Here is a 23,502-nt window from a genome sequence, read left to right on the forward strand (position 1 = left end):
TTCTCCGTTCGGCACCGAGGGGAGGTCACGGGCGAACCCTACGGCGCGGCCGGCCGGTCCGGCTCATCGGCGGGGAGGCCGAAGCGGGCCCGCTGGTCTGAGGGCACGAGGTCCAGGTAGTCCGGGTGGCGCTCGATGTAGCGGCGGACGAACGGGCAGAACGGCAGCACCGACAGCCCGGCGGCGCGGGTGGCGTCGAGGGCTCCGCGCACCAGGACCGAGCCGAGGCCGCGTCCCTCGAAGCGCGGGTCCACCTCCGTGTGGGTGAAGGACCGCCTGTCCCCGGCCCGCCGGTACTCGGCGAACCCGGCGACCTCCCCGTCCACGACGACCTCGAAGCGGCCGGCCTCCGGGTTGTCGGCGACCCGCGGTTCTGTCTGCTCCATGTTCACGGCGTTCACGGCTCCCCTGCTCGGTGTTCACTCATCATCCCGCTCCGTCCGGCGCGTCGCGATCCGGGACCGGCCGACCCGGGACGGCGGTCCCGGGTCCGGTCGTTCGGGCGGCTCAGGCGCCCGGTGGCTCAGGGCACCCGGCGGCTCAGGCGGCGAGGGCCGCGTGCATCTCCCACACCAGGATCTCCGCGGGCTCCACGGCCGTGACCCGCTGCCCGCCGGTCGCGGTGAAGCGGACGGCGTCGCCCTGGCCGAGGGCTCCGGCGCCTTCGAGGGTGACCGTTCCTCTGGGCACGAACAGGTGCAGGAACGGCGCCTCGGGGAGTTCGACGCTCCGGCCGGGCTCCAGGCGGGCGGCGTGCAGGGCGGCATAGCGGTTCTTGATACGGATGGCCGTGGCCCCTTCGTGCTGGGGCATGCCCGAGGCGACCGGGACCAGGCCGCCGGCCAGCAGTTCGCCCTCGATCTCCAGCTGCTCGTAGCCGGGGGCGATGCCGGGCTCGTCGGGCACCACCCACATCTGCACGAAGTGCACCGGCTCGTCGTGGACGTCGCCGGAGAGCCGCCAGGAGTCGTTCTTCTCCGAGTGCAGGATGCCGGTGCCCGCGCTCATCCGCTGGGCCAGCCCCGGATAGATGACGCCGTTGTGGCCCTCGGAGTCCTGGTGGACGAGGGAGCCGCGCAGCACCCAGGTGACGATCTCCATGTCACGGTGCGGATGGGTGTCGAACCCGGTGCCCGGGTGCACGACGTCGTCGTTGTTGACCAGCAGCACCCCGTGGTGGGTGTTGGCCTCGTCGTAGTGCCCGCCGAAGGAGAACGAGTGCTTGGAGTCCAGCCAGCTGATCTTGGTGGCGAACCGCTCGTCGGCGCGGCGGATGTCCACGGCCGGGGTGGGCGGGGTGATGGTCATGGTTTCCCCTTTCCGGGACGGATTGTGCTGCTGATCTCGGGAGACTCGGCGAGATGGGGCGGGCGCCGTGCGGTTCTCCGGCGCGTCGGCCCTGGACGGCCTGCCGGGGCGCGGCGAGCGGCGGAGGGTTCTCCAGGGCGCCGGAGGCCGGGGTGTCAGGCGTTCTTGATGGCGGAGATCTCGAACTCCAGGACGATCTTGTCGCCGACCAGCACGCCGCCGGTCTCCAGGGCGGCGTTCCAGGTGACGCCGTAGTCCTTGCGGTTGATCGTCACCGAGCCCTCGAAGCCGACGCGCAGGTTGCCGAACGGGTCGGCCGCCGTGCCCTCGTAGGTGAAGGGGATCGTCACCTGGTTGGTGAGGCCCTTGATGGTGAGGTCGCCGGTCAGGTCGAACTCGGTCTCGCCGGTCTGGCGGACGGCGGTGGAGACGAAGGTGATCTCCGGGTACTCCTCCATGGCCAGGAAGTCGTTGCTCCGCAAGTGCTCGTCGCGCTGGGCGTTGCGGGTGTCGATGCTGGCGGCCTTGATGACGACCCTGGCGGACGAGGCGGACGGGTCCTCGCCGTTGATCACGGCGGTGCCGTCGAACTCGTTGAACGCGCCGCGGACCTTCGTCACCATCGCGTGCCGGGCGACGAACCCGATGCGGCTGTGGGCCGGGTCGATGGTGTAGGTGCCGGTGAGCTTGGCGAAGTCGGTGGTGGTGACGGTCATGGCTCTGTCTCCTTCTGGATCCGCCATCCGGTTGGATGACGTGTCATTCACACGCCCACAACGTACATGACACATCATTCATTCCGCAATCCTGATGACATGTCATCCACTTGGGTAGGGTGGGACGCATGGACAGCCCTCAATGGCTCCGCGAGGACGAGCAGCGCGCCTGGCGGGCGTACATCCGGATGCACGGGCAGCTGACGGCCCTGCTCAACCGGCAGTTGCAGGCCGACTCCGGCCTCTCCCTGGCCGACTACGGCGTGCTCGTCGAGCTCACCGACACCCCGGACGGACGGCTGCGGCCCTTCGAGCTCCAGCGCGAGCTGCAGTGGGAGCAGAGCCGCCTGTCGCACCACCTGACCCGGATGCAGCGCCGCGGCCTGATCGGCCGCGAGGAGTGCCCCGAGGACGGCCGGGGGGCGTTCGTCGTGCTCACCGACGCCGGCCGCGAGGCCATCACCACCGCGGCCCCCGGGCACGTCGAGGCGGTCCGGAGCCTGTTCTTCGAGGGGCTCACCCCCGAGCAGGTCACCGCGCTCGAACGACTGTCGACCCAGGTGACGGCCCGGATCGAGACCGCGGCCGGAGACTGCGCCGAGCCCGCCTGAGGGGTGCCGGCCGTACCTCCTGAGGACGCCGGCCGTACCCCGGTGGCGGCGCCCGCCGTACGGCGGACCCGGCGAAGTGCGCGGCGGAGACCGGGAAGTACGCGGTGGACGTCGTGAAGGGCGCGGCGGGTTTTGCGGGCGGCGTCCGCCGGGTGGGACGCTACGACCAGGCAGTGGGCAGCCGGCAACGGACGAACGGACTTCCCCGCCTGCGTCTCCCACGTTTATCCGACACGCATGGTGATAGCGGACAAGGGCATGGGTTGAGGTGCCCGGGGAGGGCAGGGTAGGGGACACCGAGCTACGGGAGTGATCCATGAACGCGCACCTGGACCTGAACCGCCTGGCGGGAGGGGCACACCACGACCCGCACTCGATCCTCGGGGCGCATCCCGGGCCGAAAGGCGTGACGGTCCGGGCGCTGCGTCCCCTGGCGCAGAAGGTCCAGCTCGTACTGGACGACCAGGTCCACGACATGGAGCACGTGGCGTACGGGGTCTTCGAGGTGACGCTCCCCGGGCTGGACAAGGTCCCCGACTACCGGTTCCGGGTCTCCTACGCCGGGGCCGAGCCGTACGAGATGACCGATCCCTACCGGCACTGGCCCACGCTGGGCGAGGTGGACCTGCACCTGATCGGCGAGGGGCGTCACGAACGGCTGTGGGAGGTGCTCGGCGCCCGGATCATGCGGCACGAGGACACCGACGGCGTGGCCTTCGCCGTGTGGGCGCCGAACGCGCGGGGCGTCCGGGTGATCGGCGACTTCAACCACTGGGACGGCTCGGGCCACCCGATGCGGTCGCTGGGCTCCTCAGGGGTGTGGGAGCTGTTCGTCCCCGGCCTGGGTGAGGGCGAGCGGTACAAGTTCTCCGTCCTGGGCGCCGACAGCGTCTGGCGGGCCAAGGCCGACCCGATGGCCCGGCGCACCGAGGTGCCGCCCGCGACGGCCTCGGTGGTCGACGCCTCGTACCACGAGTGGCAGGACGCCGAGTGGATGCGCCGCCGGGACGGGCGCGTCGCGGTGAAGGAGCCGATGAGCGTCTACGAGGTGCACCTCGGGTCGTGGCGGCCGGGCCTGTCCTACCGCGAACTGGCCACCCAGCTGGTCGACTACGTGTCGGACATGGGGTTCACGCACGTGGAGCTCATGCCGGTGGCCGAGCACCCGTTCGGCGGCTCGTGGGGCTACCAGGTGACGTCCTACTACGCGCCGACCTCCCGGTTCGGCACGCCCGACGAGTTCCGCCACCTGGTGGACAGCCTGCACCGGGCGGGCATCGGGGTGCTGGTCGACTGGGTGCCCGCGCACTTCCCGAAGGACGAGTGGGCGCTGGCGCGGTTCGACGGGACGCCGCTGTACGAGCACGGCGACCCGCACAGGGGCGAGCACCCCGACTGGGGCACCTACGTCTTCGACTTCGGCCGCCGGGAGGTGCGCAACTTCCTGGTCGCCAATGCGCTGTACTGGCTGCGCGAGTTCCACATCGACGGGCTGCGGGTGGACGCGGTCGCCTCCATGCTCTACCTCGACTACTCGCGGCGCGAGGGCGAGTGGACGCCCAACCAGTACGGCGGGCGGGAGAACCTCGACGCGGTGGAGTTCCTCAAGGAGATGAACGCGGTCGTCTACCGCGACCAGCCGGGGATCGTCACCATCGCCGAGGAGTCGACGGCCTGGCCCGGCGTCTCGCGGCCGGCGCACCTGGGCGGCCTCGGGTTCGGGTTCAAGTGGAACATGGGCTGGATGCACGACAGCCTCGCCTACCTCGCGCACGAGCCGGTCTTCCGGCAGTACCACCACCACCAGATGACGTTCTCCCTGATGTACGCCTACTCGGAGAACTTCGTGCTGCCGCTGTCGCACGACGAGGTGGTCCACGGCAAGGGGTCGCTCCTCGGCAAGATGCCCGGCGACGAGTGGCAGCGGTTCGCCAACCTGCGCGCGCTGTTCGCCTACATGTGGGCCCACCCCGGCAAGCAGCTGCTGTTCATGGGCGGGGAGTTCGGCCAGGGCTCGGAGTGGTCGGAGACGCGCGGGCTCGACTGGTGGATGCTCGACTTCGACCTGCACCGGGGCGTGCAGCGGCTGGTGCGCGACCTGAACCGCGTCTACCGGGAGACCCCGGCGCTGTGGACGCAGGACGTCTCCCCCGACGGCTTCCGCTGGATCGACGCCGACGACGCGCAGGGCAACGCGCTGTCGTTCCTCCGCCTGGCGCCGGACGGCTCGGCCGTCGCCTGCGTGGTCAACTTCTCCGGCGCGCCGCACGACGACTACCGTCTCGGCCTGCCGTGGGGAGGCGCGTGGGAGGAGGTGCTCAACACCGACGCCTACGAGTACGCCGGCAGCGGGGTGGGGAACTTCGGCACGGTGGAGGCGGTCGAGGAGTCCTGGCACGGCCAGCCGTACTCGGCACGGCTGCGCGTCCCGCCGCTGGGCGCCGTCTGGCTCCGGCACGCCGGGGAACGCGTCGAGGATCCGGCCGGCGAGGCCGCGGCCGCGCTGACCGCGGCGGCGGCCGTGGTGGAGGAGGTGGCCGAGGAGGTCCTGGCCGAGGAGACCGCCATCGGCGACGTCCCGCCTCCGGACGCGGAGCCCGCGGCGTCGGAGACCGTCGCGGAATCGGTGGCGTCGGAGACCGTCGCGGAGCCGGCGGCTTCGGAGGTCGCCGCGGAGCCGGCGGTTCCGGAGACCGTCGCGGTCACCGGGGGCGGCGAGGGCGTGATCATGGAAGCCCCGGCCGGGACCCCGGAGGCGGCCGCGGGGCCGGCGGTCCCGGAGACCGCGAGCCGGCCCGACAGCGGCCGGTAAGTTTTTCCGACTCTCTTCTCACCGTCTCCGGCGGCCCCGGCCGCCGCCCCCGTGGCGCGAACGGGCCGGTCACACAGGTTGTGGCCGGCCCGTTCGGCGTTTCCGGACGGTCCCCGGCAGGCCGCACCCGGCCACGAGGATGCGAACAGGGCATTGACCCCGGGGCAACGGGAACCTACGCTCTGTTAATCAATAGGAAACTTTCCTATATGTACGGGGGCTAGGAACTCTCTGACCTGGAGCGACCCTTGCGAAGACTCACCATCGGCTCCTTCATCGCCGCGGCCGCGCTGCTCGTCCCCGTTGGGATCGGCACAGCGACGGCCGCCACCCCGGCCACCGCCACCTACGTGACCGCCTCGGACTGGGGCACCGGTTTCGAGGGCAAGGTCACCGTCAAGGCGGGCACGAGCCCCCTGACCAGCTGGAAGGTCGAGTTCGACCTGCCGGCCGCCAACTCGATCTCCTCGGCCTGGGACGCCGACATGGCGAAGAGCGGCAGCCACTACACCTTCGTCAACAAGTCGTGGAACGGCGCCCTGGCCGCGGGCGCCTCGGTGAGCTTCGGCTTCAACGGCGCGCCGGGCGGGCTGTCCGGCGTGCTGAACTGCAAGCTCAACGGCGCCCCCTGCGGCGGCGGCCCCGTGGACCCCTCCCCCACGGCGACCCCGACGGTCACCCCGACCGCGACGCCCACGGCGACCCCCACCGCCACCCCGACCGCGACCCCCACGGTCACCCCGACCGACGACCCCGGCACCCCGGGGAGCAAGAAGCTCGTCGGCTACTTCACCCAGTGGGGCGTCTACGGCCGCAATTACCACGTGAAGAACATCGCCACCAGCGGCACCGCGGCGAAGCTGACCCACATCCTGTACGCGTTCGGCAACACCACGGGCGGCCGGTGCACGATCGGCGACTCCTACGCCGACTACGACAAGGCGTACACCGCCGACCAGAGCGTGGACGGCGTCGCCGACACCTGGGACCAGCCGCTGCGCGGCAACTTCAACCAGCTCCGCAAGCTCAAGAAGGCCTACCCGCACCTGAAGGTCATCTGGTCGTTCGGCGGCTGGACCTGGTCCGGCGGGTTCACCCAGGCGGCGGCCAACCCGGCGGCGTTCGCCGAGTCCTGCTACAACCTGGTGGAGGACCCGCGCTGGGCCGACGTCTTCGACGGCATCGACCTCGACTGGGAGTACCCCAACGCCTGTGGCCTGACCTGTGACACCAGCGGCCCGAACGCCTTCAAGAACGTGGTCTCCGCGGTGCGGGCCAAGTTCGGCTCCAGCGCGCTGGTCACCGCGGCGATCACCGCCGACGGCTCCTCCGGCGGCAAGCTCGACGTCGCCGACTACGCGGGCGCGGCGTCGAACCTCAACTGGATCATGCCGATGACCTACGACTACTTCGGTGCCTGGGACGCGAAGGGCCCGACGGCTCCGCACTCGCCGCTCACCTCCTACACCGGCATCCCCAAGGAGGGCTTCAACTCCGACGCCGCGATCCAGAAGCTGAAGGCCAAGGGCGTCCCGGCCTCCAAGCTCCTCCTCGGCGTCGGCTTCTACGGCCGCGGCTGGACCGGCGTGACCCAGGCCGCGCCCGGCGGCACCGCCACCGGGGCCGCCCCCGGCACCTACGAGGCGGGCATCGAGGACTACAAGGTCCTCAAGAGCAAGTGCCCGGTCACCGGCACCGTCGCCGGCACCGCCTACGGCTTCTGCAGCGGCCAGTGGTGGAGCTACGACACTCCGACCACCATCGCCGGCAAGATGAGCTACGCCAAGAACCAGGGTCTGGGCGGCGCCTTCTTCTGGGAGACCAGCGGCGACACCACCAACGGTGAGCTGGTCACCGCGATGGCGAACGGCCTCCGGTAAAGTCTCGATCGCTCGGCCCTCCGTGCGCCCAAGGCCGCGGGGGGTCGAGCCATGTCGGCACCTGCCTCACGGCCCGACCGGCGGGATCACCCCGGCCGCCTGTTCCGGTGTTCGGCACCGGGACCCCGGCGGGCATCTCACCGGCTCCTCCCGAAACGATCATCGCCTCGGCCTGGCTGCCCGGGAGAACAGGTGGGCCTCGCCTCCGCCGGGACGCGGTCGTCCCGGCGGAGGCGGGTCAGCGTGTCGCGCCGGTCAGGCGCGGGTCCATTTCTGGTTGTTCTGGCCGTTGCACGACCAGATCTGCGCCTTCGTGCCGTTGGCGGTGCCGTTGTTCGACACGTCCAGGCACTTGTTCGCGCCGACGGCCGTGATGGTGCCGTCGGAGTTGAAGCGCCACTTCTGGTTGCTCTGGCCGTTGCAGTCCCAGATGATCACGCCGGTGCCGTCCGCGGTGCCCGCGCCGTTGACGTCGAGGCACTTGTTCCCGTAGACGCGCAGCTCGCCGGAGCCGGTCGCGGCCCACTGCTGGTTGCTCTGGCCGTTGCAGTCCCAGATCTGCACCTGCGCGCCGTTGGCCTGGGAGACGCCGTTGACGTCCAGGCACCTGCCGGAGGCCACACCCCGGATCGTGCCCGGCGCGGGAACGGTGGGGGTGGCCGTGGGCGAGGCGGTGGTCCCGGCGACGGTGATCAGAACCGCCTCACGGGCGGGCACGGAAATCGTGTAGCTTCCGGTGAAGGTGCCCGCGTCGGCGCCGGTCCACAGATTCCGTACGGTGGCCGCCCCGCTCAGGCCGAGGTCGGACCAGCGGGCGGTGACGGACGCGGCGGACGTGGTGCGGTTCAGCAGGAGCACCGCGCGCCGGCCGTTCCCCGACAGCACCTTGCTGTACACCTGACGGCCGCTCTGGTCCTCGGCCACCTTCACGCCCTGCCGTCCGAGGGGGTCCTGGTCGACGGCCAGCACCTCCCTGTTGGTGAGGATCGCCCTGGTGTCGGCGCTCATCGTGGCGAGGTTGTTGCCGGCCAGCAGCGGAGCTCCGGAGATCGCCCACAGCCCCATGTGCGTACGGTTCTGCGCGGCCGAGAAGCCGTTCATGCCGACGACGAGCATGTCGGGGTCGTTGTAGTGGCCCGGACTCTGCGCGTTCGGGTGCTGGGCGGAGTCGAAGTTGGCCAGCACCCGGTCCATCGAGGCGTTCTGGCCCCAGTAGATGATGTCCCCGCTGGTGCGCCACATGGTGGAGATGGCCGGTGCCCAGTCCCACGGGTTCTGGGCGCCCCAGTTGCAGACCGACAGCACCAGCGGCCTGCCGGTCTGCTCGGTGGCGCGGTCGATCGCGGCGCTGATCGACTGGTAGGCGGTGCGGGCGTCGAGCCCCTCGGCCTGGCCGCCGCACCAGTCGACCTTGACGAAGTCGAAGCCCCAGCGGGAGAACTGCAGGAAGTCCTGGTCGTAGTGGCCCTCGCTGCCGGTGTTGGGGGCGGCCGGGCGACCGGTCGGGTAGTAGTAGCCGCAGCCGTTGCGCCCGGCGTCGGTGTAGATGCCCGCCTTGAGGCCCTTGCTGTGGATGTAGTCGGCGATCGCCTTCATGCCGCCCGGCCATTCGGCCGTGTCGACCGTGATGTTCCCCGAGGAGTCCCGTGTTCCCTGCCACCAGCCTTCGTCGATGTTGACGTACTCGTAGCCGGCGTCCTTCATCCCCGACGACACGAGCGCGTCCGCCTGGGCTTTGATGACGTTGTAGTTGATCTGCGCGGCGAAGGTGTTCCAGGATGCCCAGCCCATGGGGGGCGTGGCCACCGCCGCGACGGCCGCTGCGGGCATGGCTGGCACGGCGAGCGCTCGTGCGGCGCTGTCCGGGAGGGCCCACATCACCGACGCCAGGGCGAGGACCACCGTCTGCATGGCGACGACCAGCCGAGGCAGGGGCCGCGTGAGAGATCGCGCCGGAGCCCGGTGATCACCTCCGGCGTCGCCGGCGGGGCGTCGCCGTACAGGGCCACGTGGTCGCATGGTGCCTCCTCGTCTCCGGGGTGCTCATGCCGGGGTCGCGCGGCGGCGAGGTGACCGCCTCACTCCACCGGCGACCGGCCGGGCCGCAACCCGGGAATGGGACGTTCTGGCTGGTGTTAGCGCTAACACATGTGCCGCGCCGACACCCTCTCCGCGAGGAGGGGAAGGCGACGGCACCGAAGGCGAGCGAATACGACGCCCGAGGCGCCGTCAAGCCTCCGTCCACCCCTGCCGCCCGCCTCCCTGCTGCCGCGTCCTCACCGTCCCACCGCGGGTGAAACGTTCATCCGTGGGACGCCCCGGCGTCTTCCAGCGGTGAGTTCGTCAGCGCGACGGCGAACGGCTCCGGTGAAGTCTCGCTCGCTCGGCGCTCCATGCGCCCAAGGCCCCAGGGGGTCGAGCCCCGTGTCTGATCCCCCTCGCGTCCGGCTCCTGTTGCCGCGGTGAGGCGCTTGACCCTCACGTGGCGTCAGGCCGCATAGTCGGTGCCGTGGAGGATCACTGGACGGTGGGGCACGTGGCCGGGCTGGCCGGCGTGAGCGTCCGCACGCTGCATCACTATGACGAGATCGGGCTCGTCCGGCCGTCGGCGCGGACCGCGGCCGGGTACCGGGCCTATTCGGCGGACGACGTGGAGCGGCTGCGGGAGGTGCTGGCCTATCGGCGGCTGGGATTCGGGCTGCGGGAGGTCGCCGAACTGGTCGGCGACCCGTCCACCGACGCGGTCGCGCACCTGCGCCGGCTGCGCGGCCTGTTGCTGGAGCGGCGTGATCGCGCTGACGCCATGGTGACGGCCATCGACAGGGAACTTGAGGCGCGGGCGAAGGGACTGAGGGTGACACCGGAGGAGCAGCTGGAGATGCTCGGCGCGCGACTGTACGACGCGATCGGCGGCGCTTACCCCGTGACACGGCGTACCGAGCCGCGGATCGCCACGTGGATCTGGGACGCGCTCGGGGACGCGCGAACGGTGCTGAACGTCGGCGCCGGCACCGGCTCCTACGAGCCCGTTGACCGTGATGTGACCGCGGTGGAGCCGTCGGCGGTCATGCGGGGGCAGCGACCCGCCGGCGCGGCGCCGTGCGTGGCCGCCTTCGCGGAGAGCCTGCCGTTCGAGGATCGGTCCTTCGACGCCGCGATGGCCGTCTCCACCGTTCACCACTGGGGAGACCCGATGGCGGGGCTGCGCGAGATGCGGCGCGTGGCCCGCCGGGTGGTGGTCCTCACCTTCGACACCGACGAGCCCGGATGGCAGGACAGGTTCTGGCTCACCCGCGACCACCTGCCCGAGTTCGCCGCCGTCCTCGCGGGGTTTCCCTCGCTCGCCGGGATGGCCGGCGCGATCGGCGCCCGCGCCGAGCCGGTGCCCGTCCCGTGGGACTGCGCCGACGGCCTGTTCGAGGCGTACTGGCGCCGGCCGGCGGCGTACCTGGAGGATCACGTGCGCCGTGCGATGTCGGTGTGGACGAAGGTCGGGCCCGAGGCCGAACGGCGGGCGGTGCGAAGCCTCCGCGACGACCTCGACTCCGGCCGGTGGGCCGAACGCAACCGCGACCTCGCCGACCTCGACGCGGCGGATCTCGGCCTCCGCCTGCTCATAGCGTGAACCGCGTCGCAGCCCTGCTCATCATCGAACCGTTGTTGCCGGTCTTGCCACACCGCACAGATCATCCGGGCCGCAAACGCCTGGACAACCGGAAGGTCCTGGCGGGCATCTTGTTCGTGCTCTACACCTGTTACCGCCGGATGGTCGGGGCCGCAGGGGTCAAACCGGTCATCGCCCGCCGTGGCACCCCGCACGGTTCCGGCCTGGGTGGGCATCGCTGGTGATCGAGCAGACGATCGCCCTGTTGCATTGGTTCCGCCGCCTGCGCATCCGCTGGGAGATTCGCGACGACCTCCACGAAGCCTTCATGGCCCTCGCCGTCGCCATCATCTGCCGGCGACGCCTCATCCACTGATCGTTTCGTTAGGACTTCTCATAGCGGTCGGGCCCGCGCAGCCTCACAGCCGGGATCTCAGCACGTCGATCTCACAGCCCGGCGCGAACGGGTCGAAGCCGTGCTCGATCAGCCAGCGAACATTCAGCAGGCTTCGCAACGACCACCACGCGCGGATCACGTCGGGGTCGACGTCGGTGCCGTAGCCGGCGACGACGTCGCCGAGGTGCTCCTCGTGTCCAAGCGTCAAGGTGGCGAGGTCGTACAGGGCATCACCTTGGCCCGCCTCGGACCAGTCGATGATGCCCGTGATCCCGTCGCCGTCGACGAACACGTGGTCGATCTGCAGGTCGCCGTGCGTGAAGACCGGTGTCCACGGCCGGAGCGCGGCCTCGGCGACCTGGCGGTTGCGGGTGACCAGGTCGGCGGGCAGGACGCCGTTCGTCACGAGCCATTCGCACTCGCCATCGAGATCCGCCGCCAACTCGTCGAGGTCCCGGCCGGCCTGGCCGGGCCTGGGCGGCAACGGCGCGTCGTGCAACCTTCGGATGGCGGCGCCCGCCGCGGCCCACGCCGCCGGGGACGCGGTCGACGGCTCGCCGAGGCGGCCGAGCGCCGTCCCCGGGACTGCGGCGATCGCGAGCACCGGCGGCTTGTGCCACAGGACCTTCGGGGTCGGGACCGGCGCCAGGGCCATCGCCTCGACCTCGACCTCGATGCGCGCCTGATCGGCATCCACTTTCAGGAACACGTCGCCGACGCGCAGGGTCGCGCGCTCGGAATGGGCCACGACCATTTCGACCTCATCCATGGGCGACCAGTATCCCGGGGGTGATCGCCGACGTCACCGGGTTTATCACGTGCGATTGCGCGGCTGACCGCGTCCCGCCACCAAGCGGCCTCGTGCGCGACACCGCCCGCTGACCAGGTCAAGTCCACCACTTTCGTTAGGAGCCCTGAGCCCGCCGATCGGCCGGCACCGTGGATCCGCTTGATGACGGCTCTGTCAGTGGAGCGCAGTCACCTGTCGTCTCCGAGCCAGACGAGACCGGCGCGGAGACGGGACGCGGCGCTGTGGGTACTCCTCCATCGGCCGAATCCGTCGGCCACGCCGACGGTCGCCGCCGTGCCGCACGGCAGGGCCAGCCCGTAGGCCACCACCTTCGCGATGATCTCCTCGCCGTCCTCCTCGACCCCCTGGACCAGCGCGAACATGCGAGGCAGGCCGCCGGCCAGCGTCCGTACCTCCTCCCTGGCGAGAGACGGGTCGATTTACCAGGACGAATCGTCCCCACTGCTTCCGATCTCACCTCGCGGCGAGCACGCGCCGTGGTAGACAGGCGGGTGGTCGGAACCGTTGAAGTGCTCCATCTCGGGTGCTTCCTTCCGGCGTCTCGGGCCGGGGTGGGCGTGGCCTCCAAGCGAAGCCCACCCCGACCCTTTTCTCTTCTTTGGTGTTCAAGCGATCGTTCAGTGGCGGGACTCGGTGCCACTTTCACTCTCTGCTACCGCCTCGTCGCTTCAGGTATAGTTACACGCAGTCACGAGAGTTCACAAGATGTATAAGCCAACCTGGCAAAGTCGTGACCCGTAGAACACAGCCTGGAAGGAGAGGGGCATGGCTGCTCCGAAGTGGGTGACGCTCCGCGCGCAGTGGCTCGGCCAGCAACTCCGCGAACTCCGTGAGGCCAACTCTCTGCTGCTCAAGGATGTGGCCGAGTACCTTCAGCGCGATCCGTCGACCGCGAGCCGCTTCGAGTCGGGGGAGTATCCGATCCGACGTCCGGATCTACTGGCGCTTCTCGATCTGTACGGCGTCGCCGACAGCGGACGACGCGAGAGCCTGATGAAGCTCAGCCAGGAGGTCTGGCAGAAGGGCTGGTGGGACGGGTATGCCACCGAGGTCGCCGGTGCGCTCATCGACTACGTGTGGTTGGAGTCTCGGGCACGCGAGATTCGCGCATTCGACAACGTCCTGCTCCTTGGCCTCTTCCAGACGGAGGAGTATGCGCGAGCGGTGATCGAGGCAGCGGAGCTCGGTGCGGAAAAGCACCAGATCGAGCGATGGGTCGAGCTGCGAATGACTCGGCAGGAGATCCTCAAGGGCGAGGACCCGCCCCAGCTATCAGTGATCATCGATGAGGCGGTGCTGCGCCGCGAGGTCGGTGGTCCCGAATGCATGGTGAACCAGTTGCACCATCTGATCGAGCACACCTCCCGGCCGAACATCGAGATCCGGGTACTCCCGTTCAGCGCCGGAGCACATGCCAGCCCCACGGGCGCTTTCCGCATACTGCGGATGAAGGATCCTTATCCCGAGGTCGCCTATGTGGAGACCCCGAAGGGCGCCGTATACGTGGAATCACCCGATACAGAGCGTTTCATGCTGACGTACGATGATTTGCGAAAGCTCACCCTCGTGCCCGAGGACTCGGCCGAGCTCATCTCAGCACTGGCGGAAGAGATGCGGTGAACGTGATGGAAAAGCATGGCGCGCCCACCCCCACGGACCTGACCGACGTCGCCTGGCGCATCAGCACGAAGAGCGAGAACGGCGGCGGAAGCTGCGTGGAAGCCGGACCCCTGGCCGACGGCAGCGGCCGGATCGCCGTACGGCACAGCCACCACCCCGACGGCCAGGTGATCCTCTACACCCGCGCCGAATGGGGCGCCTTCATCGGTGGCGTCAAGGCCGGAGAGTTCGACTTCCCCACCCGGTGACCCCGCCGACGCGCCCATGCTCCGTCCGGGTGCCTTCCGTTTCCTCTCCGCCGCGTAGCGCGCCGGCGGCCCGTCAGGGCTCTATCCATTCCCTCATCGACTGCCAGGGAGCGGTGTCGAAGATCAGTGTGATCGAGGTGATCGCGCCGTCGTCGAGGCGGAAGTGCTCGGCCGTGCGCTGGGTGCCGGCGGGCGTCGCGGTGTGCACGTCGTAGACGAGCGTCGCCTCCGCCTCGCCGTACAGCTCGCTGATCAGATCGACCCCCGTCACGATCGACACGAACCCTGGCAGCGTGGCCAGGTGCCCCGTGCGGTCGTCGGAGGTGATGAACGGGCTCTGGAAGCGGAACGGCTCGCCGAGGTACGCCGCCGCCCCGGTCGCGTCGCCACGGAAGCGTGCCTCGTGGTAGCCCCGTACGGCGTGGCGGGTCCGCCCCGGGGCGGCAGGGGCGCCGGTGGGGCCGGTCGTGTCGGTGGTCATCGCGCCGTCTCTTCCAGCCGGGATGTCGGTGGTCATGGTGCCATCCGTTCCGGCCGGGATGTCAGTGGTCATCGTGCTGTCCGTTCTGGCGGAGATGGGCGGAGAGGCGGATCTGGTTGTCGGCCAGCCGCAGGCACAGGTCACGGAAGACGACCAGTTCCTCGGGCGTGAACCCGCGGAACATCGCCCGCATGGCCGCCTGCGCGGGCTTGCGGAAGGCGTCCAGCCAGGCCCGCCCGGCGGGTGTGATCTCGGCGAGGACCGAGCGCCGGTCCGTCTCGTCGGGGACCCGGCGGACCAGGCCGTCACGTTCCAGCGTGTCCACCAGCCCGGTGACGTTGCGTGAGCTGACCCCGGCGGCGCGGGCGAGCTCGCCGATGCTGAGCCTTCTCTCCTCGCCGTCCAGGCGGACCAGCACGTCGAGCGCACCCGCACTGAGCCCCCGGCCCTCGGAGCCCTGGGTGCGCGTGCGCTCGATGGCGCGGTAGGCGGTGCGGACGGCCGAGGCCGCCTCGAAGGCGAGCGGGTCGCCGCCGTCGGCGGTGAGCCGGGCCATCGTGGCCCTGGCCCGGGGGTCGTAGTGGAAACCGTCCGGATCGACTTCAAAATTATGTACGTCGTTCATAGTTATGAAGCAGATTAGTACCTACTTCCAGAAATGACCAGCCGACGGTCCCGCGTCCAGGATCGCCTGCCCCTGGACGCGGCCTAGGAAGATCCTGAAATCAGCCACGAAGGTATTCACCGGAGGCGAAACGCTGCCTAGACTCCGAATCGCCCGTTTCACCCCCCCGGAGGACGTGTGCGACTTCGCGCTCTCGTGGCCATGGCGATCATGCTCACCATCACCCCGGCCGCGCCCGCGCTCGCCGCCGACTCCCTACCCGTCACGCCCCCGCCCGCCGTACAGGCGACGCCGCCGGTGGAGCGGCCGAAGCTGGAGGCCGGACTCGCCGCCGAGGGCGGCGAAGACGGCGACGAGGACGGCGGCGGCCGGGTCATCGTCGAGGTGGCCGCACCCGCCGAGGCCGCGCCCGTGGCGGGCGAGGCGCGGACGCTGCCCGATGCCGAGGTCGTGCTGCAGCCGCCGGACGCCTCCTTCCTGGTCGTCGAGGGCACGGGCGAGGCCCTGGAGAAGCTGGCCGCCGACCCCCGGGTGGTGTCGGTCCGGCGCGACCGCGCCTACTCCGCCGCCTCGCTGTCCTCCGGGCTGAAGCTGATCGGGGCCGACCGGGCCGTCGCGGAGGGCGCGACCGGCGAGGGCCGTACGATCGCGGTGGTGGACACCGGGATCGACGCCGGCCACCCCGCATTGGGCGGGAAGGTCGTGGACGAGGCGTGCTTCTCGGCGACCGGCGACGGCGCGAAGTCCCTGTGCCCCGGCGGGCAGAACACGCAGACCGGTCCGGGTGCGGCCGACGCGAGGACGGCGGCGTGCGTGAGCGGCACGGTCAACCTGTGCGACCACGGCACCCATGTCGCGGGCATCGCGCACGCGGTCGCGCCGGGAGCCGACATCCTGGCGGTCCAGGTCTTCAGCCGGTTCGACGGCGTCGAGGAGTGCGTCACCGAGAACGCGTGCGTGGGCGCCTACGAGTCCACGATCCTGCTCGCCCTCGACCACCTCATCAAACTGAAGGACACCTCCCGGCCCGGCCTCGTCGCGGTGAACCTCAGCCTCGGCGGCGGTTTCTACGACGGGGCCTGCGACGGTGCGCCGGAGATCGGCCCGCTGAAGGAGCGGATCGACGCGCTGCGCGCCCGGGGCGTGGTCACCGTCGCCGCCGCGGGGAACGAGGGCGTGGCGGGCGGCGGCGCACCGGCCTGCGTCTCCAGCGCGGTGACCGTGGGCGCGGTGGGCGACGACGACCGGGTCCCCTCCTGGTCAAACCACGGCCCGACGCTGGACCTCTTCGCGCCGGGCCTGGAGATCGACTCCGCGGTGCCCGGCGGCGGCACCGCCGTCTACAGCGGCACCTCGATGGCGGCCCCGCACGTCACGGGCGCGCTGGCCGCGCTGGCGCAGAAGTCCGCCGACGCCTCCCCCGACGCGCTCGTCGGCAGGCTGACCGCGGCGGGCCGCCCGATCGTCTACGGCGGGGTCACCACCCCGCGTCTCGACGTGTACGGCGCGCTGACCGGCCAGGCGCCCGGCCCGGCGGCCACCCAGGAGCCGGGTGACGACTCCGTGCCGGGTGATCAGGACACCCCCGTCCCGGACCCCAGCTCCGGCCCGGCCCCGGACCCGCGGGACGACGCCCCGGCGCCGCCCGAGCCGGAGCCCGTCCCGCTGCCGACGGTGACGGTCACCGTGACGGTCACCGCCGCGCCCGTCACCGTCCCGCCTCCGGGGTCCCCGGCGTCCGCGCCCGCCGTCTGCACCCGGGGCAGGGGGACGGAACGCCTGACCGCGGCGCAGTGGGCCGTCGAGATGACCCGGGGCAAGGGTGTGCTGAGCGACGGGACGCTCGGCTGTTATCTGCGGCTCGTCTCCAAGGCGAGCGCGGTCTTCCCCGAGGTCGTCCGCGCCTCCACACTCGGCACGGCCTACCGGGTGCTGCGCCCGGCGAAGCGCACGGCGCGGGCCGCACTCGACGGTGAACTGCTGGCCGCCTGGCTGAACTGGGCGCACGGCGCGGCCGAGCTGACCGCGAAGGCCGGCCGTACGGGCTCGGCGGAGAAGGCGGGGAGCGCGGGGGCGGGAAACACGAAGGCGGGGAGCGCGAAGGCCACGGTCGGGAGCGTCATCGCCGCGGCGGAGAGGCGGCGTCTGGCCGGCGCCTCGCTCGCCTCGTCCACCTCGCTGCTGCGAAAAGCGGTGAATGTCCGCCGTACCGCATAAGTAGCTTTTTGGTCGCCTAGTGTGTTAGCCATGGACGCGACCAAGGTGATCATCGATTCCGTCGACCGGTTCCGGCAGCGGCGCACCGCCCCGCTGGTCCTGGAACTCGACCTCACCGAGGGCCTGCTCGACGGCCCCCCGGCCGACCCGCTGAACGCGGTGCTGTCCATGCGCAGACCGCGGCTGAGCGACGTGCTGTCCGGCCTCAAGCGCGCCCGGACGGACACCCGGGTCAGGGCCCTGGTCGTCAAGATCGGCACCCGCCCGCTGGGACTGGCGATGGTGCAGGAGCTGCGCCAGGCCGTGACCCGGCTGCGCGAGGCGGGCAAGCTGACGGTCGCGTTCGCCGAGACGTTCGGCGAGTTCGGCGCGGGCACCGTCCCCTACTACCTGGCCACCGCCTTCGAGCGGGTCTACCTGCAGCCGTCGGGCGACGTGGGCCTCACCGGCGTCGCGATCGAGCAGCGCTTCCTGAAGGGCGCGCTCGGCAAGCTCGGTGTGGACTACCAGGTCGGCCAGCGGCACGAGTACAAGACCGCGGCCAACACCTTCACCCAGGACCACATGACCGAGGCGCACCGCGAGTCGATGGGCCGGATCACCGAGTCGATCACCGAGCAGGTCGTCGCGGGCGTCGCCGAGGGCCGCGGGATCGAGCCCGCCAAGGTCCGCGAGCTGGTGGACCGGGGCCCGTTCATCGGCGCCGAGGCCGTCGAGGCGGGCCTGGTGGACCGGATGGCCTACCGCGACGAGGTCTACGCCGAGGTCAAGAAGGCCGCCGGTGAGGACTCCCAGCTCCTCTACGTCACCCGCTACGCCCGCGGCCCGCTCGCGAAGAAGCTGCCCCGCCCCGGCGAGGACGTCGTCGCGCTGGTCCACGGCAACGGCGCGGTACGGCTCGGCCGCAGCGGCCGCAGCCCGCTGGGCGGCGGCGGGGCCATGGGCTCCGACACCGTCTGCGCCGCCCTGCGCGCGGCGCGCAACGACGACCACGTCAAGGCCGTCGTCTTCCGGGTGGACAGCCCCGGCGGCTCCTACGTCGCCTCCGACGCCATCTGGCGCGAGGTGGTGCTGACCCGCGAGGCGGGCAAGCCGGTCGTGGTCTCGATGGGCGACCTCGCGGCCTCCGGCGGCTACATGGTCTCGATGGCCGCCGACGCGATCGTGGCCCAGCCGGGCACGCTCACCGGCTCCATCGGCGTGTTCGGCGGCAAGGCCGTCATCGGCGGACTGCTGGAGAAGATCGGGATCTCCTCCGAGACGGTCGGCGAGGGCGCCAACGCCGGGATGTTCTCACCCACGAACGCCTTCTCCGAGGAGCAGTGGGCACGGATCAACGCCTGGCTGGACCGGGTCTACGACGACTTCGTGGCCAAGGCCGCCGACGGCAGGGACCTGCCGCGCGAGCGCGTCCACGAGCTGGCCAGGGGCCGGGTCTGGACCGGCGCGGACGCCCACGCGCACGGGCTCGTCGACGAGCTCGGCGGCCTGGAGGACGCCCTGGCCCTGGCGCGGAAGAAGGCGGGCCTCGCCGCCGACGCCCAGGTACGGGTCTACCCCAGGCTGAGCCCGCTGGAGCGGCTGCGCCCGGCGGAGTCGAGCGAGGACAAGGCCGCCGCCCTGGCCCGGGTCCGGCTGGAGTCGTGGGGGCCGATCTCCCACCTCGCCGCCGAGCTGGGCCTGCCGTCGTACGGCCCGCTCATGCTCCCCGGCTCCTGGACGATCCGCTAGCCGCCGGGTTCCGCCGCTCCGGTACGGCCCTGGAGACCGGGGGGCGTACGCGCCCGGCTCCTGAGCGGGTGACCAGGTGGGGCGCGCGCCCGGCGCTTCAGCGGGCGTCCGGGTCTCCGACGGGGCGGTAGCGGCCGCGGAGCCGTACGAGCGGGGTGAGCGACGGCTCGACGTAGCTCACCCCGAGCACCCGGGCGATGTAGATCGTGTGGTCGCCGGCCGGGACGACGTGCGTCGTCTCGGCCTCCAGCGCCGCCACGCCGCCCTCCACGACGAGCGCCCCGCTCAGCGCGCCCCGGTGGTGCGGCGTCCCGGCGAGCAGCAGCCGCGCGCCGGGGCGGCCCGGGGTGGCGAAACGGCTGGCGATCGCCTTCTGCCCGGCCGACAGCACGCTGGCCGCCCAGCGGTCGCGGCGCAGCAGCAGCTCGTTGAGGTAGCCGGTGTTCGCGAGGCTCACCATCACCAGCTCGGGGTCGAGCGAGACGGACGTGAAGGTGCCGACCGTTCCGCCCACGTCGTCGCGTTCGTCGTTGACGGTGACCACCGTCACCGCGGTCGCCACCCCCGCCATGGCCTCGGTGAACTCGCTCATACCGCCATCATCCCGGACCTCCGGGCCCGGTGCCGCCACGTGAACGGCCCCGGGACGCGGTACGGCGAAGCGCCCCGGGCACGGCGCGGCCCGCGCCACCGGGTGGCGCGGGCCGTACGCGAGCTGTCGGACCCCTGAGCGGGTCCGGTGGGAGACCAGGTCAGGAGGCGAGGCCGTTCTTGGTCAGCCAGTCCTTGGCGACCACGGCGGCGTCGTCCTTGTCCACCGCGACGCGCTTCATCATGTCGACGAGGGTCTGGGTGTCGAGCTTGGCGGAGATCGCGTTCAGCGTGGTCCGGACCGTGTCGTTCGTGCCCGCCTTGTTGACCAGCGGGGTGACGTTCTGGGCGCTGAAGACGTTCTTGGGGTCCTCCAGCGCGACCAGGTCGTTCAGCACGATCTTCGGGTCGGTCGTGAAGACGTTGCCGGTCAGGACCGTGCCGCTCTTGATGGCGTCGGCGGTGGTCGCGCCGGTCGGCTTCCACTCCTTGAACTCCAGGCCGTAGACGTCCTTGAACTGGGCCTCGCGCCGCTTCTTGAACTCGGGCGGGCCGCCGACGGCGTTGTCCTTGGAGACCTTGGCGAGGTCCTCGATCGTGGTGAGCTTGTACTTGGTCGCGCTCTCCTTGGTGACCGTGAGGGAGTCCTTGTCCTCGGCGGCGGCCGAGTCGAGGATCTCCACCTCGGCCGGGAGCTTGGACTTCAGCTCGCCGTTGACCTCGTCCTTGGAGGCGGCCGTGCTCTTCGGGTCGAGGAACGCCAGCAGCGCCCCGTTGTACTCGGGCAGCACGGTCAGGCCGCCGCTCTTGACCTGGTCGTAGACGATCTCACGGCTGCCGATGTTGGGCTTCTCCTCCACCGTCACGCCCTTGGCCTCCAGCGCCTGGGCGTAGATGGAGGCGAGCAGGACGCTCTCGGGGAAGTCGAACGAGCCGACGACGGCCTTGCCGCCCGCCCCGGAACCCGATCCCGAGCCGGATCCGGTGGCGGCCGGGCTCGCGGAGGCGCTGGTCAGGGGGTCTCCCCCGCCGCACGCGGTAAGTGAGAGCATCGCGGACAGGACGACCGCCGCGGTGCCGAACAGACGCTTCATCGTGCATTTCCCTTTCAAGCGGGAGGTTATTAGTAGATTAGCGGACGCGCTGCCTCCGGCTCACGCCAGGCGACACCGCCATCCGCTGTGCCAACGTGAACAACAGCTGTACGGCGAGCGCGAACAGCACCACCAGCACGGCTCCGCCCGCGACGCTCGCGTAGTCCTTCGTCGCCAGGCCGTCGATGATGAAACGGCCCAGCCCGCCGAGTCCGGCGTAGGCCGCCACGGTCGTGGTCGCCACCACCTGGACGGCCGAGAGCCGCAGCCCGAGCAGGATCAGCGGAAGCGCCACCGGCACCAGCACCCTGCCCAGGACCTGGCCGCCGCGCAGGCCCATGCCGTACGCGGCGTCCCTCAGGTCGGGATCCACGCCCCGGACGCCCTCGTAGGCGTTGACCAGGATGGGCGGCGCCGCCAGCGCCACCAGCGGGATGAGCACCGGCAGGACCGTGGTGGTGCCGAGCAGCAGCACGAACAGCACGAGCAGGCCGAGGGTGGGCATCGCGCGGGCGACGTTGACCGTCGCCACGATGAGATAGGCGCCCCGGCCGGTGTGGCCGATCCACAGCCCCAGCGGCAGCGCGATCAGCGCGGCCAGGGCCAGCGCCGCCGCGGAGAACGCCAGGTGCTCCAGGAGCCGGGCCGGGATGCCGTCGGGCCCCGACCAGTGGGCGGGGTCGCCGAAGAAGTCGGTCAGCCAGTTCACGCGTTCCCCCTCGCCCGCTGCCAGGGGGTGAGCAGCCGCTGCGCGGCGAGCAGGAGGCCGTCCACCAGCAGGGCCAGCGCCACGATGAGCACGATGCCCACGACCGCCGGGGTGGGGAAGTCGCGCTTGAACGCGTCGGTGAACAGGTTGCCCAGCCCGCCCTGGCCGATGAGCGCGCCCACGCTGACCAGGCTGATGCTGGAGACCGCGACCACGCGCAGGCCCGCCAGCACCACCGGGACGGCGATCGGCAGCTCGACCCGGAGCAGCCGGCGCAGCGGGGTGAAGCCCATCGCGACCGCCGACTGCCGGACGTGGTCGGGGACCGAGGCGATGCCGTCCACCACGGCGGGGATCAGCACGGCCACGCCGTAGAAGCTCAAGGGGATGATCACGGTCGCCGGACCGAGGCCGGTCACCGGGAGCAGGAGCATGAAGACCGGCAGGGACGGCAGCGCGTAGACGACGTTCATGAAACCGGCCGTCGGCTGGTAGAGCCAGCGCCAGCGCACGCAGGCCAGCCCGATCGGCAGCGCGACGAGGAGTCCGAACACGACCGGCAGCAGCGCCATCACGACGTGCTGCTGGAGCAGGGAGTCGATGCTGCCGGCCCGGCCGGTGCTCCAGTTGCGCCAGATCCAGTCCCAGCGGACCAGTGGCTCACCGTCCATCCGCGGCCTCCCGGGCTGCGCCGGTCTCCCCGGTCTCCCCGGCGTCCCCGGCTCCGCCGGTCGTTCCGGTGTCCGCACCGGGTCCGGTCGTTCCGTTGCCCGTGCCGGGTCCGGTGGGGCCGGGTCCGGTGGACCTCTCCGCCACGCGGGACGCCTCCTCGGCCGCCATGACCAGCGCCTCGTCCAGCACCTCGCGGGTGACCACGCCCTCGGCCCGCCCGGAGTCGTCCACCGCGATCGCGTTCCCCGAGGGCGACAGCAGCGCCGCGTCCAGCGCCGCGCGGAGCGAGTCGCGGCCCCTGACGAACGTCCCGTACGGCGCGAGCCGCACCTCCTCGAACGTCCCGCTCTCCGGCAGATCGGCGGTGGCGGCCCAGCCCAGGGGCTCGCCGTCCGGGCCGACCACGGCCAGCCAGGGCTCCGCCGTACCGCGCGCCGAGGCGACGTCGGCGGAGACCGGCACGGTCAGGCCGTCGCGCAGCCGCAGGCCCTCGCCGGGGACGAACGACAGCCGCCGGATGCCCCGGTCACGGCCGAGGAACTCCCGGACGAAACCGCCGGCGGGCCTGGCGAGCAGCGTCGCGGGGTCGTCGAGCTGCGCCAGGCGCCCGCCGACCTGCAGCACCGCCACCCGGTCGCCGAGTTTGACGGCCTCGTCGATGTCGTGGGTGACGAACACGATCGTCTTCTGCAGTTCGGACTGGAGCCGCAGCAGCTCGTCCTGAAGGCTCGCGCGCACGATCGGGTCCACCGCGCTGAACGGCTCGTCCATCAGCAGCACCGGCGGGTCGGCCGCGAGCGCGCGGGCCACGCCGACGCGCTGCTGCTGGCCTCCGGACAGCTGGAAGGGGTAGCGGTTCGCGAGCCCGGTCTCCAGGCCCACCCGCTCCAGCAGCTCCATCGCCCGGTCCCGGGCCTTCTTGCGGTCCCAGCCGAGGAGATAGGGAACGGTCGCGACGTTGTCCACGATCTTCCGGTGCGGGAAGAGGCCGGCCTGCTGGATCACGTAGCCGATGCCCCGGCGCAGCGTGGGCGGATCGACGGTGGTGACGTCCACACCGTCGAGGAGGATGCGACCCTCGCTCGGGTCGATCATCCTGTTGATCATTCGGAGGGACGTCGTCTTGCCGCATCCCGAGGGACCGACGAACACGGTTATCCCGCCCGTGGGGACTTCGAGGCTGAGGTCGTCCACGGCGACGGTTCCGTCTGGATATCGCTTGGTGACACGGTCGAATGTGATCATGCGTAACCTTTTGCTCGCCGGCGGGGCGTGGGACCCCCTGCCCACAACCGCCCCATGGTCTAACGCGGGACCGACAAAGGTGAGGTATCCAACTCAACCCTCCCATGGCCCCCACCAGGGGGCCGCTCAG

Annotated in this window: 23 protein-coding genes; 10 read left to right on the forward strand and 13 right to left on the reverse strand. The window is 71.2% G+C overall.

Annotated elements, in window-relative coordinates:
- Positions 1–38: 38 nt before the first annotated feature.
- The 3 genes from ACZ6W9_RS29270 to ACZ6W9_RS29280 all read right to left on the reverse strand — a co-directional run bounded on the left by ACZ6W9_RS29270 (position 39) and on the right by ACZ6W9_RS29280 (position 2,024).
- The gene (locus tag ACZ6W9_RS29270) at positions 39–386 is read right to left on the reverse strand and encodes a GNAT family N-acetyltransferase (RefSeq protein WP_470120711.1); all 348 of its coding nucleotides are present in this window, start codon (positions 384–386) and stop codon (positions 39–41) included.
- 154 nt (positions 387–540) lie between these two features.
- On the reverse strand, positions 541–1,308 hold the full coding sequence (locus ACZ6W9_RS29275) for a pirin family protein (protein ID WP_389959571.1): 768 nt from the start codon (positions 1,306–1,308) through the stop codon (positions 541–543).
- A gap of 155 nt (positions 1,309–1,463) precedes the next feature.
- On the reverse strand, positions 1,464–2,024 hold the full coding sequence (locus ACZ6W9_RS29280) for a YceI family protein (RefSeq protein WP_470120621.1): 561 nt from the start codon (positions 2,022–2,024) through the stop codon (positions 1,464–1,466).
- 128 nt (positions 2,025–2,152) lie between these two features.
- Here ACZ6W9_RS29280 and ACZ6W9_RS29285 point away from each other — a divergent pair, with 128 nt between their 5' ends.
- From ACZ6W9_RS29285 to ACZ6W9_RS29295, 3 genes are all read left to right on the forward strand, one after another.
- On the forward strand, positions 2,153–2,635 hold the full coding sequence (locus tag ACZ6W9_RS29285) for a MarR family winged helix-turn-helix transcriptional regulator (protein WP_470120623.1): 483 nt from the start codon (positions 2,153–2,155) through the stop codon (positions 2,633–2,635).
- A gap of 316 nt (positions 2,636–2,951) precedes the next feature.
- Positions 2,952–5,447: a 1,4-alpha-glucan branching protein GlgB gene (glgB, locus tag ACZ6W9_RS29290; RefSeq protein WP_389959563.1), complete on the forward strand. Its 2,496-nt coding sequence runs from the start codon at positions 2,952–2,954 to the stop codon at positions 5,445–5,447.
- Positions 5,448–5,695: 248 nt separating this feature from the next.
- Positions 5,696–7,327, forward strand: a complete 1,632-nt coding sequence (locus ACZ6W9_RS29295; RefSeq protein ID WP_389959560.1) for a glycosyl hydrolase family 18 protein — start codon at positions 5,696–5,698, stop codon at positions 7,325–7,327.
- A gap of 255 nt (positions 7,328–7,582) precedes the next feature.
- On the opposite strand, the gene ACZ6W9_RS29300 is transcribed toward ACZ6W9_RS29295, so the two are convergent.
- Complete coding sequence (locus tag ACZ6W9_RS29300; RefSeq protein ID WP_470120625.1) at positions 7,583–9,238, reverse strand: glycoside hydrolase family 27 protein; 1,656 nt, start codon at positions 9,236–9,238, stop codon at positions 7,583–7,585.
- 598 nt (positions 9,239–9,836) lie between these two features.
- Between ACZ6W9_RS29300 and ACZ6W9_RS29305 the strand changes: the two genes are divergently transcribed.
- Genes ACZ6W9_RS29305 through ACZ6W9_RS29315 form a run of 3 tightly spaced genes read left to right on the forward strand, consistent with a single transcriptional unit; the run spans position 9,837 to position 11,307 of the window.
- A complete protein-coding gene (locus ACZ6W9_RS29305; RefSeq protein ID WP_470120627.1) occupies positions 9,837–10,952 on the forward strand; it encodes a MerR family transcriptional regulator in 1,116 nt (371 codons plus the stop codon).
- Entirely contained in the window at positions 10,949–11,176 is a 228-nt protein-coding gene (locus ACZ6W9_RS29310; protein ID WP_389959553.1) for a hypothetical protein, read from the forward strand. The genes ACZ6W9_RS29305 and ACZ6W9_RS29310 overlap by 4 nt, the downstream gene beginning before the upstream one ends.
- Positions 11,173–11,307 (forward strand): hypothetical protein, encoded by a 135-nt coding sequence (locus ACZ6W9_RS29315; RefSeq protein ID WP_389959550.1) that lies wholly within the window; start codon positions 11,173–11,175, stop codon positions 11,305–11,307. Before ACZ6W9_RS29310 ends, ACZ6W9_RS29315 begins: the two co-directional genes overlap by 4 nt.
- A gap of 43 nt (positions 11,308–11,350) precedes the next feature.
- Here the strand turns inward: ACZ6W9_RS29315 and ACZ6W9_RS29320 are convergent, their stop codons facing one another.
- Entirely contained in the window at positions 11,351–12,097 is a 747-nt protein-coding gene (locus ACZ6W9_RS29320; RefSeq protein ID WP_389959548.1) for a phosphotransferase family protein, read from the reverse strand.
- Positions 12,098–12,306: 209 nt separating this feature from the next.
- Entirely contained in the window at positions 12,307–12,501 is a 195-nt protein-coding gene (locus ACZ6W9_RS29325; protein WP_470120630.1) for a hypothetical protein, read from the reverse strand.
- Positions 12,502–12,904: 403 nt separating this feature from the next.
- On the opposite strand from ACZ6W9_RS29325, the gene ACZ6W9_RS29330 reads away from it, so the two are divergent.
- A complete protein-coding gene (locus ACZ6W9_RS29330; protein WP_389959544.1) occupies positions 12,905–13,759 on the forward strand; it encodes a helix-turn-helix domain-containing protein in 855 nt (284 codons plus the stop codon).
- Between the two features lie 5 nt (positions 13,760–13,764).
- Complete coding sequence (locus tag ACZ6W9_RS29335) at positions 13,765–14,007, forward strand: DUF397 domain-containing protein (RefSeq protein WP_470120713.1); 243 nt, start codon at positions 13,765–13,767, stop codon at positions 14,005–14,007.
- Between the two features lie 73 nt (positions 14,008–14,080).
- Here the strand turns inward: ACZ6W9_RS29335 and ACZ6W9_RS29340 are convergent, their stop codons facing one another.
- Together ACZ6W9_RS29340 and ACZ6W9_RS29345 are read right to left on the reverse strand one after the other, a co-directional pair.
- On the reverse strand, positions 14,081–14,524 hold the full coding sequence (locus tag ACZ6W9_RS29340; RefSeq protein ID WP_389959541.1) for a hypothetical protein: 444 nt from the start codon (positions 14,522–14,524) through the stop codon (positions 14,081–14,083).
- A gap of 25 nt (positions 14,525–14,549) precedes the next feature.
- Complete coding sequence (locus ACZ6W9_RS29345) at positions 14,550–15,113, reverse strand: MarR family winged helix-turn-helix transcriptional regulator (RefSeq protein WP_470120632.1); 564 nt, start codon at positions 15,111–15,113, stop codon at positions 14,550–14,552.
- Positions 15,114–15,290: 177 nt separating this feature from the next.
- Between ACZ6W9_RS29345 and ACZ6W9_RS29350 the strand changes: the two genes are divergently transcribed.
- Positions 15,291–17,330 (forward strand): S8 family peptidase, encoded by a 2,040-nt coding sequence (locus tag ACZ6W9_RS29350; RefSeq protein ID WP_470120634.1) that lies wholly within the window; start codon positions 15,291–15,293, stop codon positions 17,328–17,330.
- A gap of 30 nt (positions 17,331–17,360) precedes the next feature.
- Complete coding sequence (gene sppA, locus ACZ6W9_RS29355; protein ID WP_389959534.1) at positions 17,361–19,061, forward strand: signal peptide peptidase SppA; 1,701 nt, start codon at positions 17,361–17,363, stop codon at positions 19,059–19,061.
- Positions 19,062–19,158: 97 nt separating this feature from the next.
- On the opposite strand, the gene ACZ6W9_RS29360 is transcribed toward sppA, so the two are convergent.
- The 5 genes from ACZ6W9_RS29360 to ACZ6W9_RS29380 form a co-directional block, all read right to left on the reverse strand.
- Positions 19,159–19,653: a flavin reductase family protein gene (locus ACZ6W9_RS29360; protein WP_389959531.1), complete on the reverse strand. Its 495-nt coding sequence runs from the start codon at positions 19,651–19,653 to the stop codon at positions 19,159–19,161.
- A gap of 160 nt (positions 19,654–19,813) precedes the next feature.
- Positions 19,814–20,746, reverse strand: coding sequence for an ABC transporter substrate-binding protein (locus ACZ6W9_RS29365; protein WP_389959528.1), 933 nt, complete (start codon positions 20,744–20,746; stop codon positions 19,814–19,816).
- 37 nt (positions 20,747–20,783) lie between these two features.
- Entirely contained in the window at positions 20,784–21,455 is a 672-nt protein-coding gene (locus ACZ6W9_RS29370; protein WP_389959525.1) for an ABC transporter permease, read from the reverse strand.
- A complete protein-coding gene (locus tag ACZ6W9_RS29375) occupies positions 21,452–22,126 on the reverse strand; it encodes an ABC transporter permease (RefSeq protein ID WP_389959522.1) in 675 nt (224 codons plus the stop codon). Before ACZ6W9_RS29375 ends, ACZ6W9_RS29370 begins: the two co-directional genes overlap by 4 nt.
- A complete protein-coding gene (locus tag ACZ6W9_RS29380) occupies positions 22,116–23,372 on the reverse strand; it encodes an ABC transporter ATP-binding protein (RefSeq protein WP_470120637.1) in 1,257 nt (418 codons plus the stop codon). Before ACZ6W9_RS29380 ends, ACZ6W9_RS29375 begins: the two co-directional genes overlap by 11 nt.
- Positions 23,373–23,502: the final 130 nt, after the last annotated feature.

The organism is Streptosporangium sp. NPDC053982 (assembly GCF_055585205.1).